Consider the following 12,854-nt stretch of genomic DNA (forward strand, 5'->3'; position numbering starts at 1 on the left):
TGTTAACCGACAATTAATCCTTACTTTGCACTAAATATATTAAAGGAAATGACGTTTGATTTAGAATATAATTCAGGAAGAACAAAACTTATAATACCAGAATATGGTAGGCATATTCAAAAATTGGTAGATCATTGTATAGGGTTACCTACTAAAGAAGAAAGAAATACGATGGCCAAAGCTATCATAGATGTAATGGGAAATCTACAACCTCATTTACGTGATGTTCCTGATTTTAAACATAAGTTATGGGATCAATTACATATCATGTCTGATTTTAAATTAGATGTTGATTCTCCTTACGAAAAACCTTCTCAAGAAGAATTAAAGGAAAAACCTCAATCGATGCCTTATCCAAAATCGGCTTCTAAGTATAGGTTTTACGGAAATAATATTCAAAACATGATTGATGTTGTTTTAACTTGGGAAGAAGGAGAGATGAAAGAAGCCTTAGTATACACTATAGCTAATCATATGAAAAAATGTTATCTAAATTGGAATAAAGATAATGTTGATGATGAAGTAATATTAGACCATTTATACGAATTAACAGACGGAGAAATAGACTATAGAGGTAAAGAAGATGAGTTGGCAGATATTAAAATTTTATTAAAACAAAGAAGTAATCAAGGGCAAGGAAAAAAGAAATCAACTCACAACAAAAATTCAAAAAACAGAAAAAAATAAATGGCATCTTTTAAAATTGAAGGAGGACATCCACTAAAAGGTACAATAACCCCTCAAGGAGCAAAAAACGAAGCATTACAAATTATATGTGCGGTTTTATTAACAGCAGAAAAAGTAATTATCAATAACATTCCTGATATTATTGATGTTAATAAATTAATATTCATCCTAGGAGAATTAGGAGTTAAGATTGAAAAATTAGGAGATAACTCTTATAGTTTTCAAGCAGATGATATTAATTTAAAATATTTAGAAAGCGCAGATTTTAAAAGAGATGGAAGTTCTTTAAGAGGTTCTATTATGATCGTTGGGCCTTTATTAGCTCGTTTTGGAAAAGGATATATTCCTCGCCCTGGTGGAGATAAAATAGGAAGACGTCGTTTAGATACGCACTTTGAAGGTTTCATAAACTTAGGAGCTAAATTCCGTTATAATAAAGAAGAATATTTCTATGGAGTTGAAACTGATTCAGGGTTAACAGGTACAGATATGTTACTTGATGAAGCTTCTGTAACAGGAACAGCAAATATTGTAATGGCTGCTGTTTTAGCTAAAGGAAAAACAACAATTTATAATGCTGCTTGTGAGCCTTACTTACAACAACTTTGTAAAATGTTGAATAGTATGGGAGCTAAAATTACAGGTGTTGGTTCTAACTTGTTAACTATTGAAGGTGTTAAAGAGTTAAGTGGGTGTGAACACCGTATTTTGCCTGATATGATTGAAATAGGTAGTTGGATCGGTATGGCTGCTATGACTAAATCTGAATTAACAATTAAAGATGTTAGTTGGAAGGATTTAGGACAGATTCCTAATGTATTTAGAAAACTAGGAATACAGTTAGAAAAAAGAAACGATGATATTTATATTCCTGCTCAAGAAAGCTATGAGATTCAAAATTATATCGATGGATCTGTTTTAACAGTAGCTGATGCTCCTTGGCCAGGTTTTACACCTGATTTATTAAGTATTGTTCTAGTTGTTGCTACACAAGCAAAAGGAACAGTTTTAATTCATCAGAAAATGTTTGAAAGTAGATTGTTTTTTGTGGATAAATTGATTGATATGGGTGCTAAAGTCATTTTATGTGATCCTCATAGGGCCACTGTTATTGGACATAATAGACAATCACAATTAAAAGCAACAAAAATGACTTCACCAGATATTCGAGCTGGTATTTCTTTATTAATTGCGGCTTTGTCGGCCAAAGGAACAAGTATTATTAATAATATCGAACAAATCGATAGAGGTTATGAACGAATTGTTCCTCGCTTACAGGCATTAGGTGCTAAAATAGAAAGAATAGAAGATTAAATAGATGATATAAATATTTAATTTGAAAAAAAAAGCGACTTATAAGTCGCTTTTTTTTACATTTCTTCGTTGCAAGTATACTCTTGTGGGCAAGCAATAACTTGTTCGCAATATTTTGGTCCAGTTACTCTACCAGCACAATCACAACCACAATATTTTGGATCGATTAAGAGAATTCCGCCAGTTAAAGTTTTCTGATCTTTTTTGGTTAAAACAGATACACCATTAATGTTCAATAAGTTTTTCATAATAAGTTTGATTTATGAGGTTAATAAAATTATCAATTATAAAATTAAAAAGTTTTCTTGTTAATTAAAATATAAATTCAGTTTTTAAATGTTAAAAAATCATTTTTAAATCACAAAAAAGATGTCATTATGACATCTTTTTTGTGATGGCAGTATTCTTGCTTTTAGTTTGCAAACTAAAATTAAAGAAGCGATTTACAATGAGTAAAGATCAATATACTAAAGAAGATGAGTTTAACGATGCTATGAAAAGTGCAGAGTATAAATCAAGTGAAGAGCAAGTTAATGATAATGAAGCAGAGAATAAAGAAGAGGATGTTATAGAAGAAGAAGGAAAACCATCTTTCGAAGAACTATTACAAGGTGAAAAAGATAAATATTTGCGTTTATTTGCAGAATTTGAAAATTACAAAAAACGTACTTCAAGAGAAAGAGTGGAGCTTTTTAAAACAGCAAACCAGGAATTAATGACAGTTTTACTGCCAATTTTGGATGATTTTGAAAGAGCTTTAACACATATTGAAGATGATAAAGAAGCAGAGGAATTAAGGAAAGGAGTTTTATTAATTTATCAAAAACTAATTAAAACTCTAGAACAAAAAGGTTTATCTTCTATTGAGGTAAATCAAGGAGATATTTTTGATGCAGATACACATGAAGCTATAACACAAATTCCAGCACCTTCAGACGATTTAAAAGGGAAGATCATAGATTGCGTAGAAAAAGGTTATAAACTTGGAGATAAAATTATTCGTCACCCCAAAGTTGTTGTAGGACAGGCGTAAAGATTGATCAATTGTTAAAAGTTAATGATAATTGTTCATTCATAATTGAAAAGACATGGCAAAGCAAGATTATTACGAAGTATTAGGTGTAGCTAAATCAGCTACTCAAGCAGAGATAAAGAAGGCATATCGTAAGATGGCTATTAAATATCACCCAGATAAAAATCCTGATAACAAAGAAGCAGAAGAGAAGTTTAAATTATGTGCAGAAGCTTATGAAGTTTTAAGTGATGAGCAGAAGAAAGCACGTTACGATCAATATGGTCATGCTGCATTTGAAGGAGGTGCCGGTGGTTTCGGTGGTGGCGGAATGAATATGGATGATATCTTTAGTCAATTCGGAGACATTTTCGGAGGTGCCTTCGGTGGTGGATTTGGTGGATTCGGAGGTGGAAGTCGAGGAAGAGCTAGAGTTAAGGGAGGGAATCTTCGAATTAGAGTTAAACTTACTTTAGAAGAAATAGCCAAAGGTGTAGAGAAAAAGGTAAAGGTTCGTAGAAAAATACAGGCAGAAGGAGTATCATATAAGACATGTAGTACTTGTAATGGAACTGGACAAATAATGCGTGTAACAAATACCATTTTAGGTAGAATGCAAACTGCAACTACTTGTTCAACTTGTCAAGGAGCAGGAGAGATGATTGACAAACGTCCTAATGACGCTGATGCTCAAGGAATGGTTGTTAAAGAAGAAACGGTTTCAATTAATATTCCTGAAGGTGTAACAGAAGGAGTACAGTTAAAGGTTGGAGGTAAAGGAAACGAAGCACCAGGTAAAAATTCTATTCCAGGAGACTTGTTAGTGTTAATTGAAGAAGTACAGCACGAAGCAATTAAACGAGAAGGAAGTAATTTACATTATGATTTGTACATTAATTTTTCTGAAGCTGTATTAGGAGCATCGAAAGAGATTGAAACTGTAACAGGAAAAGTTAAAATTAAAATAGATGCTGGTACTCAATCAGGAAAAATTTTAAGATTAAAAGGTAAAGGTTTACCAAGTATAGAAAGATATGGTACAGGTGATTTCTTAATTCATATTAATGTATGGACACCGCAAGAATTAACAAAAGAACAACGTAAGTTCTTCGAATCTATGTTGGTAGATGATAATTTTTCACCAAACCCGCAAAAAACTGATAAGTCATTTTTTGATAGGGTAAAAGATATGTTTTCTTAAAAAGAATATTTTTTTATTTTTTTTTGTAGAAAGTTAAAAAAAGTTATATATTTGTAGTGTCTGGAAGACGTTCCAGATACTTTTTCTTTTTCATAGCAATTTTCCCACTCAATCTTTGAGTGGGTTTTTTTATGAAAGCTAATAAGTGAAAAAAATAAATTAGCAGACCAGCCTTATCGCTAGGAATTTATTTCTTAGAGGAAAGTCCGGACACCAAAGAGTAAGCATAGCGGATAACATCCGTCCAGTGTAAACTGAGGACAAGTGCAACAGAAAGAATGTACAGGTAATGCTGTAGTGAAATCAGGTAAACTCTATGCGGTGCAATGCCACGTATATTAGAGCTCGAGTGTTACTCGCACGATTCTAAGGGGTAGGCAGATAGATTTTTGCAGTAATGCACTAACTAGATAAATGATAAGGGCTTTTTTGTATTAAAAAGTAACAGAATCCGGCTTATTGGTCTGCTTTTTTCTTCTAAAATATTTTTTTTATCTCAAAATCTAATGTTTAAAATTGTGAAATTGATAATTTACGTTTTCTTTTTTAGTAAATTAATAAAAAACATCTTTTTAAAAATGTTTTTATTATGTAATATTTAATGTTTAACCGAAAACGTTATATTATTTTCAAATATGAATGAAAATTTGTAAATTCGCCAGACTTAAAATTATAAACATTTACTGTGTAATTTACGTTTGTAAGCAGATTATAAAAATCGAGTCTTATTAATAAAATTTACAGAGGACAATAAACTAGAATAGTCTTGCAGATGATATGCAACTATACAAACGACATTGTTACAATTAACTATGGCAAAGTAAGATTAGGTGTAAATAACTAATTGATAAAATTGCCTTTAACATTGAAAAGATTTTTCTATTATGAACTACCAAGATTACCTAAAAGAGATTGAAGAAAGAAAAGAGCTAGGTTTACATCCTAAGCCAATTGATGGCAGCGAATTACTTAGTGAAATTATCTCACAAATTAAAGATGTAAATAACGAGCACAGAAAAGAGTCTCTTAATTTCTTTATTTATAATACATTACCAGGTACAACAAGTGCAGCTGGTGTAAAAGCAAAGTTTTTAAAAGAGATTATCCTTGGAGAATCTATAGTAGAGGAGATTACACCTACTTTTGCTTTTGAACAGTTATCACATATGAAAGGAGGTCCTTCAATTGAAGTACTTTTAGATTTAGCATTAGGAAACGATTTAAGCATTGCTGAAGAAGCTGCAAAAGTTTTAAAAACACAAGTATTCTTATATGAGGCAGATACTGAGCGTTTAGAGAATGCTATGAAAAATGGTAATAGTTTAGCTAAAGATATTATCGAAAGCTATGCTAAAGCGGAATTCTTTACTAAATTACCAGAGGTTGATGAAGAAATTCAAGTTGTAACTTATATAGCAGGAGTTGGAGATATCTCTACAGATTTACTTTCTCCAGGTGCAGATGCACACTCAAGATCAGATCGTGAATTACACGGTCAATCTATGTTCGAGCATAATAAAGATATGCAGAACGAATTATTAGCATTACAAAAGCAACACCCAGATAAGCGTGTAATGTTAATAGCAGAAAAAGGAACAATGGGAGTTGGTTCTTCTCGTATGTCAGGTGTAAATAACGTGGCTTTATGGACAGGTATTCCTTCTAGTCCATATGTACCTTTTATCAATATTGCACCAGTAATTGCTGGAACAAATGGTATTGCTCCAATCTTCTTAACTACAGTTGGTGTTACTGGAGGTATTGGAATCGACCTTAAAAACTGGGTGAAGCAAAAAGATGAAAATGGAAATACTATTGTAGACAAAGATGGTGATCCAATCTTAAAAGAAGTTTATTCAGTTAAAACAGGTACAGTTTTAACAATCAATACTAAAGAAAAGAAATTATACAACGGAAATACTGAATTAAAAGATATTTCTACTGCGTTAACTCCTCAAAAAATGGAGTTTATTAAAGCAGGAGGTTCTTATGCTGTTGTTTTCGGTAAAAAATTACAAACTTTTGCATGTAAAGCATTAGGTATTGATGTGCCTCAAGTATATGCTCCTTCTAAAGAAATTTCTATCGAAGGTCAAGGATTAACTGCAGTAGAGAAAATTTTCAATAGAAACGCTGTAGGAAATACTCCAGGAGTTACGTTACATGCAGGTTCTAATACTCGTGTAGAAGTAAATATTGTTGGATCTCAGGATACTACAGGTTTAATGACTTCTCAAGAGTTAGAAATGATGGCAGCTACTGTAATTTCTCCAATCGTGGATGCTGGGTATCAATCTGGATGTCACACAGCTTCTGTATGGGATGATAAATCTAAGGCTAATATTCCAAGATTAATGAAGTTTATGAATGACTTCGGTTTAATTACTGGTCGTGACCCTAAAGGAGTTTACCATGCAATGACTGATGTAATTCACAAAGTATTAAATGACATAGCAGTTGATGATTGGGATGTTATTATCGGTGGAGATTCTCACACAAGAATGGCAAAAGGTGTTGCTTTCGGAGCAGATTCTGGAACAGTAGCTTTAGCATTAGCAACAGGTGAAGCGACAATGCCAATTCCTGAGTCAGTTAAAGTGACCTTCAAAGGAGATATGGTTCCATATATGGATTTCCGTGATGTAGTACATGCTACACAACAACAAATGTTAGATCAATTTGAAGGCGAAAATGTTTTCCAAGGAAGAATTATTGAAGTTCACATTGGTACATTAACTTCTGATCAAGCATTTACATTTACAGATTGGACTGCTGAAATGAAAGCTAAAGCTTCTATTTGTATTTCTGAAGATGAAACATTAATAGAATCATTAGTAATTTCTAGAGATCGTATTCAAATTATGATCGATAAAGGAATGGATAATGAAAAGCAAGTATTACAAGGTTTAGTTGATAAAGCTAACAACCGTATTGCTGAATTAGAATCAGGAAGCAGACCAGCTTTAAGACCAGATGCGGATGCTAAATATTATGCTGAAGTTGTTATTGACTTAGACAAGATTGTTGAGCCAATGATTGCCGATCCAGATGTAAATAACGAAGATGTTTCTAAGCGTTATACACACGATAACATTCAACCTTTATCTTTCTATGGAGGAACTAAGAAAGTTGATTTAGGTTTTGTAGGATCTTGTATGATTCACAAAGGAGATATGAAGATTTTAGCTCAAATGTTAAAGAATATCGAAGCTCAGCAAGGTGAAGTTAAATTTAACGCACCTTTAGTTGTAGCTCCTCCAACATATAACATTGTTGATGAGTTAAAAGCAGAAGGTGACTGGGATGTTTTAGCTAAGTATTCTGGGTTTGTGTTTGATGATGATGCTCCAAAAGCAGCAGCTCGTACAAAGTATGAAAATGTATTATATTTAGAGCGTCCTGGATGTAACCTTTGTATGGGGAACCAAGAAAAAGCAGAGCCAGGAGATACTGTAATGGCAACTTCTACTCGTTTATTCCAAGGTCGTGTTGTTAGAGATTCACAAGAGAAAAAAGGAGAATCATTATTATCATCAACTCCTGTAGTTGTGTTATCTTCAATTTTAGGAAGAACCCCAACATTAGAAGAATATCAAGCAGCTGTTGAAGGTATTGTGTTAACTAAATTCAAGCCATCACAAAAGCTATTAGTTGTTTAATTAACAACTTTTATATCATATTATAGAGCCCAAGTTTTACTTGGGCTTTTTTTATTTCAATACCTTATTTAAACTCATTATAATTAAAATAGGTTACGAATTTCTATTACGTTTTTTTGGTAAATTAGTCTACAAACTAAAACTTATAGTTCATGGCTTTCGATATTAATATGATAAAAGAGGTTTACGCTAAAGTAGTTGAAAGAGTAGATGCTGCTCGAAAGATTACAGGTAAACCGTTAACATTAGCAGAAAAAATATTATATACACACCTTTGGGATGGTAATCCATCTAAAGCTTTTCAAAGAGGTAAAGATTATGTAGATTTTGCACCAGATAGAGTGGCATGTCAAGATGCAACAGCTCAAATGGCGTTACTACAATTCATGCAGGCAGGTAAAGATAAAGTAGCTGTTCCAACTACTGTACACTGTGATCATTTAATTCAAGCAAAAGAAGGAGCAAGTACAGATTTGCAAAATGCATTAAACATAAGTAATGAAGTATTTAATTTCTTAGAATCAGTTTCAAATAAATACGGAATTGGTTTCTGGAAACCAGGAGCAGGAATTATTCACCAAGTAGTTTTAGAAAATTATGCATTTCCTGGAGGAATGATGATAGGTACAGATTCACACACTGTAAATGCTGGTGGATTAGGAATGGTTGCTATTGGAGTTGGTGGAGCTGATGCCGTTGATGTTATGGCGGGTATGCCTTGGGAATTAAAGTTTCCTAAATTAATAGGAGTAAAATTAACTGGAAAATTATCTGGTTGGACTGCTCCTAAAGATGTGATTTTAAAAGTAGCAGAAATTTTAACTGTAAAAGGAGGAACTGATGCTATTGTAGAATACTTCGGACCAGGAGCGACAGGAATGTCTTGTACTGGTAAAGGAACAATTTGTAATATGGGGGCAGAAATTGGAGCAACAACTTCTACTTTTGGTTACGACGATTCTATGGAACGTTATTTACGTGCTACAGATAGAGCAGATGTTGCTGATGCAGCAAATGAAATAAAAGATTATTTAACTGCTGATGCAGAAGTTTATGCAAATCCTGAACAATATTTCGATCAAGTAATAGAAATTAATTTATCTGAATTACAACCATTATTAAATGGACCTTTTACACCTGATTTATCTACGCCAGCTGGACCTGAAATGACAGAAAAAGCAAATACTAATGATTGGCCTTTAAAAGTTGAATGGGGATTAATTGGGTCTTGTACAAATTCATCTTATGAAGATTTATCTCGTGCTTCTTCAATAGCACAGCAAGCGTTAGATAAAGGATTAAAAACTAAAGCGGAATTTGGAATTAATCCTGGTTCAGAACAAGTTCGTTACACAGCTGAACGTGATGGTATCTTACAAGTTTTTGAAAAACTTGATGCTAAAATTTTCACTAATGCTTGTGGACCATGTATCGGACAATGGGGGCGTTATGAAGATCCAAAAAATGCACCTAAGAACAGTATTGTACATTCTTTCAATAGAAACTTTGCTAAACGAGCAGATGGAAATCCAAATACGCATGCTTTTGTAGCTTCACCTGAATTAGTTGCAGCAATTGCAATTGCTGGGAGATTAGATTTTAATCCAATTACAGATACATTAATAAATGAAAATGGTGAAGAAGTTAAGCTTGATGAACCAACAGGATGGGAATTACCTCCAAAAGGTTTTGAAGTTAAAGAGAATGGATATTTAGAACCAGTTGCCGACGGAAGCGGAGTAGAAGTAATTGTAAATCCAAATTCTGAGCGTTTAGAATTATTAACACCATTTACACCTATCGGAAGCGAAATTAAAGGAGCCAAACTTTTAATTAAAGCTTTTGGTAAATGTACAACTGATCACATTTCTATGGCAGGTCCATGGTTACGTTATAGAGGACATTTAGATAATATATCAAACAACTGTTTAATTGGGGCAGTAAATGCGTTTAATAAACAAACAAATTTTGTAAAAAGCCAGATTAACGGTGAGTATGATGCCGTACCAGCAACGCAAAGAGCTTATAAAGCAGCAGGTATTCCTACTGTAGTTGTTGGAGATCATAATTATGGAGAAGGTTCTTCTCGTGAGCATGCCGCAATGGAACCACGTCATTTAGGTGTAGTAGCAGTCATTGTTAAATCATTTGCTCGTATCCATGAAACAAACCTAAAAAAGCAAGGAATGTTAGGTTTAACTTTTGCTAATGAATTAGATTATGATTTAATTCAAGAAGATGATACATTTAATTTTTTAGATTTAAATGAATTTGCTTCAGGAAAACAATTAACAATTGAGGTTGTGCATTCCGATGGTTCAAAAGACGAAATAAAAGTAAACCATACTTATAATGAAGGTCAAATAGAATGGTATAAAGAAGGTTCTGCTCTAAATTTAATAAAAAAACAAAACGCTTAAAATATATTTACTTTTTTTGATATTAAATTAACTCCTGAATAAAAAGTCAGGAGTTTTTTGTAAGTAAGAGTATGGTTATCGACTAAAAGGCTATAATTAACTAAAATCTAATTAATAATGAAAAAACTAATTTTAGGAGCACTTGCTTTGGCTTTTACATTAACGTTTACTGGGTGTAACGATGATGAAGACGTAACAATAACAGAGGCAGGAACTTTAACTGGTGGACCATTTTCTTTTTTAGTAGATGGTATAGCAGATAATGTGTCTGGAATTTCTGTTGGAGGAAATACTGTAGGAACTAACACATCTTTTATTATAACTGATGAAGCTGGAATGATTTTAGGATTACCAGGAGACATTGCCGCTTTGGAAGGCGTAAATTTCGATGGAGCAGGAGCAGGAAAATGTTTTATATGGTTTATTGCCTATGAGAACGGTTTAGAAGGTTTAGAAATGGGTAAAAATGCCAATAACCTTTCAGGTAATTATGATTTATCTAATAATATAGAAGTTGATAGAATACAAGGAGCTAGTTTATCACTTAATTTTACAGGTTTAGAAAATTTAGGAAATGATTATAAGTATGAAGGTTGGATAATTGTGAATGGAGCTCCAGTTACTACAGGTGTTTTTACAGTTGATGATTCGGGAACTTTGTCTCAAACAGAGTTTTATGTTAAAAAATCTGACTTAGATGCTGCAACAGCATTTGTTTTATCGATTGAACCAGCTGTTGATCCAGATCCAGCTCCAGCTGCAACTAAATTGTTGTCAGGAGATTTTTCAGGAAGTTCTGCTAATGTTACTTCTACAGGTGTTGTAGCTGATTTTAGCGGTTCAACAGGTAAGTATATTTTAGCAACACCTACAGACACTGATGATACAAATGAATATAGCGGAATTTGGTTTTTAGATAATTCAGGAATGTCTCCTGTTGCAGGATTAAATTTACCAACTTTACCGGCAGGATGGAAATATGAAGGATGGGTAGTTATTAATGGAACACCAATTAGTACAGGAACATTTACAGATGTATCTAATGCTGATGACAATGCAGCAACTTCACCATTTAAAGGAACTTCTAATAACGGACCTTCTTATCCAGGTGAGGATTATGTTATGGGAAGTGTTGGAAGTATTACTTTTCCTATTGATTTAAGAGGAAATACAGTTGTTATTTCTGTTGAACCAAGTCCAGATAATAGTTCAGCACCATTTACCTTAAAGCCTTTGGCACAAGGTATTCCAGCAATGGCGATGGACCATTCAGTACTAAATATTGGAGCAGGACCAGTTCAAGTAATTTCTGGTACAGTAACAAGATAAAACATCATTAAATTATAATGAATTAAAGTGCAGTTTTAACTGCACTTTTTTATTTTTATGTCATGAAAGAAATTCTCAATTCTATATCAAAAACTAGTTTGAAAGTGATAGATACTAGTTTAGCTATATCCGATTACACAGCTGTTTCTATATCAACAAAAAATACTGATTTAAGTACTTTTGATGTCAGTTCTTCTGAAGAATGGTCTGTTTACTTAGAGAAATTTTTAAAAGAGAAAAAAGCAAAAGTAGCTTTTGGTGGGTATTTTGAAAAAAGAGATATTTATAAAAGAAGTGCTTACTTCAATTCTTCCGAAGACAATGAGCGAAATATTCATTTAGGAATTGATTTATGGTGTGATGCAGGAACAAAAGTCCTTGCAGTTTTAGATGGAGAAATACATAGTTTTAAAAATAATTTGAATCATGGAGATTATGGGCCAACAATAATTATTAAGCATCAAATTAAAGGTATAGAATTTTATAGTTTATATGGTCATTTATCTTTAGATTCATCAGAAAATATTGAAGTTGGACAAAGAGTAACTCAAGAAGAAATTATTGGGTATTTAGGAGATAATATAGTAAATGGTGATTATGCACCGCATTTACATTTTCAATTAATTATAGATATGCAAGGTAAGCAAGGAGATTATCCTGGGGTTTGTTCAAAAGAAGATGTAGATTTTTATCAACAAAATTGTCCAAATCCAAATTTACTATTAAAATTGCCAAATGAAATATAGACAGCTAACAAAAGAACAGTTCGAAAGTTTGCATGAAGAATTTTCAAAGTTTTTAGCAACACAGGGAGTAGATTTTAATGAGTGGAAAAAAATTAAAGAAAACCAACCTTCTTTAGCAGAAAATGAATTGAATTTATTTAGTGATATTGTTTGGGAAAATGTATTAAATAGAACTGAGTATCTAGAACATTTTTCTAAAAATACGATTAATCTTTTTAAGTGTAAAGAAGAAAAAATATCCAGAATTGTAATTAAAGTTCATAAAGAAGTTGATTTATTGACTCAAAATGATTATAATTGGTTACTGGAAAATTATGATACTGAAGACGTAGAGTTATTTAACGGAACAAAAACGTATTCTTTAGAGAGAAACGTAGAAGTATTTGATTTAATAGAAAAAGGAAGTACCATAAGTAAAGGAGATTTGTATAATTTTTTTGAAAAAATTATAAGTTAATTATCAACAATTACAATTTTGGTCTAACT

General features: G+C 32.4%; 10 protein-coding genes and 1 other RNA gene. 10 read left to right on the forward strand and 1 reads right to left on the reverse strand.

All coding sequences use genetic code 11. The features are described 5' to 3' along the window. Positions 1 to 48 precede the first annotated feature (48 nt). Both ACSIGC_RS01090 and murA read left to right on the forward strand, forming a co-directional pair. Positions 49 to 687, forward strand: a complete 639-nt coding sequence (locus ACSIGC_RS01090; RefSeq protein ID WP_442266339.1) for a DUF4290 domain-containing protein — start codon at positions 49 to 51, stop codon at positions 685 to 687. Then, positions 688 to 2,001, forward strand: a complete 1,314-nt coding sequence (gene murA, locus ACSIGC_RS01095; protein ID WP_442266340.1) for a UDP-N-acetylglucosamine 1-carboxyvinyltransferase — start codon at positions 688 to 690, stop codon at positions 1,999 to 2,001. 56 nt (positions 2,002 to 2,057) lie between these two features. Here murA and ACSIGC_RS01100 read toward each other — a convergent pair whose 3' ends face one another. Next, on the reverse strand, positions 2,058 to 2,249 hold the full coding sequence (locus ACSIGC_RS01100) for a hypothetical protein (protein WP_442266341.1): 192 nt from the start codon (positions 2,247 to 2,249) through the stop codon (positions 2,058 to 2,060). Between the two features lie 200 nt (positions 2,250 to 2,449). Here ACSIGC_RS01100 and ACSIGC_RS01105 point away from each other — a divergent pair, with 200 nt between their 5' ends. The 8 genes from ACSIGC_RS01105 (at position 2,450) to ACSIGC_RS01140 (ending at position 12,825) form a co-directional block, all read left to right on the forward strand. Next, positions 2,450 to 3,034 carry a nucleotide exchange factor GrpE gene (locus ACSIGC_RS01105; protein WP_442266342.1) on the forward strand — a complete coding sequence of 195 codons (585 nt, stop codon included), beginning with the start codon at positions 2,450 to 2,452 and terminating at the stop codon, positions 3,032 to 3,034. A gap of 55 nt (positions 3,035 to 3,089) precedes the next feature. Continuing rightward, positions 3,090 to 4,214 carry a molecular chaperone DnaJ gene (dnaJ, locus tag ACSIGC_RS01110; protein WP_442266343.1) on the forward strand — a complete coding sequence of 375 codons (1,125 nt, stop codon included), beginning with the start codon at positions 3,090 to 3,092 and terminating at the stop codon, positions 4,212 to 4,214. 159 nt (positions 4,215 to 4,373) lie between these two features. Then, positions 4,374 to 4,689, forward strand: an RNA gene (rnpB, locus tag ACSIGC_RS01115) — RNase P RNA component class A. 409 nt (positions 4,690 to 5,098) lie between these two features. Beyond that, positions 5,099 to 7,873, forward strand: a complete 2,775-nt coding sequence (locus ACSIGC_RS01120) for a bifunctional aconitate hydratase 2/2-methylisocitrate dehydratase (protein ID WP_442266344.1) — start codon at positions 5,099 to 5,101, stop codon at positions 7,871 to 7,873. 152 nt (positions 7,874 to 8,025) lie between these two features. Continuing rightward, positions 8,026 to 10,293, forward strand: coding sequence for an aconitate hydratase (locus tag ACSIGC_RS01125; RefSeq protein ID WP_442266345.1), 2,268 nt, complete (start codon positions 8,026 to 8,028; stop codon positions 10,291 to 10,293). 117 nt (positions 10,294 to 10,410) lie between these two features. Continuing rightward, a complete protein-coding gene (locus tag ACSIGC_RS01130; protein ID WP_442266346.1) occupies positions 10,411 to 11,622 on the forward strand; it encodes an anti-sigma factor in 1,212 nt (403 codons plus the stop codon). Between the two features lie 62 nt (positions 11,623 to 11,684). Next, complete coding sequence (locus ACSIGC_RS01135) at positions 11,685 to 12,368, forward strand: peptidoglycan DD-metalloendopeptidase family protein (protein ID WP_442266347.1); 684 nt, start codon at positions 11,685 to 11,687, stop codon at positions 12,366 to 12,368. Then, positions 12,358 to 12,825, forward strand: a complete 468-nt coding sequence (locus tag ACSIGC_RS01140) for a DUF6495 family protein (RefSeq protein WP_442266348.1) — start codon at positions 12,358 to 12,360, stop codon at positions 12,823 to 12,825. The genes ACSIGC_RS01135 and ACSIGC_RS01140 overlap by 11 nt, the downstream gene beginning before the upstream one ends. The last annotated feature ends 29 nt before the right edge of the window (positions 12,826 to 12,854 follow it).

This window comes from Tenacibaculum aquaeponti (genome assembly GCF_052084715.1).
GTDB lineage: Bacteria > Bacteroidota > Bacteroidia > Flavobacteriales > Flavobacteriaceae > Polaribacter.